Origin of the sequence: Actinoplanes sp. NPDC051633 (assembly GCF_040681735.1) — a bacterium.
Lineage (GTDB): Bacteria > Actinomycetota > Actinomycetes > Mycobacteriales > Micromonosporaceae > Actinoplanes.
Window position 1 is genome coordinate 1 of the sequence record NZ_JBFAZH010001510.1, and the last position, 1,571, is coordinate 1,571.

At 75.4% G+C, this 1,571-nt stretch carries 1 protein-coding gene; it reads left to right on the top strand.

Annotated elements, in window-relative coordinates:
• On the top strand, positions 1-1,571 hold a 1,571-nt coding region (locus AB0M20_RS42620), incomplete at both ends, for an ABC transporter ATP-binding protein (protein ID WP_364307112.1).

The window sequence follows — 1,571 nt, forward strand, 5'->3', positions numbered from 1 at the left end:
GGCCCGCCGTCCGGGCCGAGGCGATGCCGCTCGCGGCCGGCGCTGGGCTGAACGTCCTCCAGGTGGGCGTCGCCCTGGCCCGGCCGTGGCCGCTGGCGTACGCGGTGGACCAGGTGATCGGCGCCGACCACCCCCGGCCCGCGCTGCTGATCGTCGCGGCGGTCGGCACGGTGGCCCTCAGCGCCGTCGGCGGACTGCTCGACATGGCCGGGGTGATGAGCGTGGAACGCGCCGCCGAGCGCATCGGTCACCGACTGCGGGCGCAGGTCTTCCACCACACCGTGACGCGATCGCTGCGCTGGCACGACCGGCTTCGCAGCGGCGAGGTGCTGTCCCGGCTGACCTCCGACGTGAGCCGGCTGCTGGACGCGGTCATCGCGCTGGCCGAGACCCTGGTTCCCGACCTGGTCATGCTGGTCACCGTCCTGGTGGTGCTGCTCGTCTTCGACCCGGCGCTGGCGCTGGTCGGGCTGGCGGTGCTGCCGGTGCTCGCGGTGCTGGCGATCCGGCAGCGCCGGAAGGTGCGGGCCCAGCAGTACGCGGCCCGCGCCGAGTCCGGCAAGCTGTCGGCGGTCACCTCCGACCTGCTGCGCAACGTCCGGGCGGTGCAGGCCTTCGGCCGGGCCGACCGGGCCGGCCGCGTCTTCGGCGCCCGCAACGACGCTCTGCTGGACGCGCAGCTCAAATCGGTGGACACGGCGGCGCGGTGGACACCACTGGCCGACGTGGTGCTGGCCGTCGGCGCCGGCCTGGTGCTGCTGGTCGGCGGGCGCGAGGTGCTGGCCGGGCGGCTCAGCACCGGCGAGCTGCTGGTGGTGGTCGCGTACCTGAGGGATCTGTACTCGCCGGTGCGGGCGCTGACCCGGCTGTCGACGACCCTCGCGAAGGCCGGCGCCAGCGCGGCCCGGGTCGCGGAGGTGCTGGACAACGACGAGACGGTGCTCGACCGACCCGGCGCGGGCCCGGCGCCGCGGCTGCGCCGGGAGGTGCGGTTCGAGCACGTGAGCTTCGGCTACGACGCGGACCGGCCGGTGCTGCGCGACTTCGGCCTGACCGTGCGGGCCGGCGAGACGGTGGCCCTGATCGGCCCCAGCGGCGCCGGCAAGAGCACGACGCTGCACCTGCTGCTGCGTCTCTACGATGTGGACGCCGGGCGGGTGCTGATCGACGGCGTGGACGTCCGCGACGTTCGGCAGCACAGCCTGCGGGAGCGGATCGCGTTCGTACCCCAGGATCCCTGGCTTCTGGACGGCACCCTCGCCGAGAACATCGCCTTCGGCGCACCCCGGGCGACCCGCGCCGAGGTGCTCGCCGCCGGCCGGGCCGCGCTGGTCGACGAGTTCGCCCTCGACCTGCCGGCCGGATACGACACGCCGCTGGGCGAGGGCGGTGTCCGGCTATCCGGCGGGCAGCGGCGACGGGTCGCGCTGGCCCGGGCCGCCGTCTCCCCCGCGCCGCTGGTGCTGCTCGACGAACCCACCGCGTCGCTGGACCCCGCGTCCGCCGCGGAGATCATGCGGGCGATCGTCGCCGCCACCGCGCGGCGGACCGTCCTGCTGGTCACCCATGAC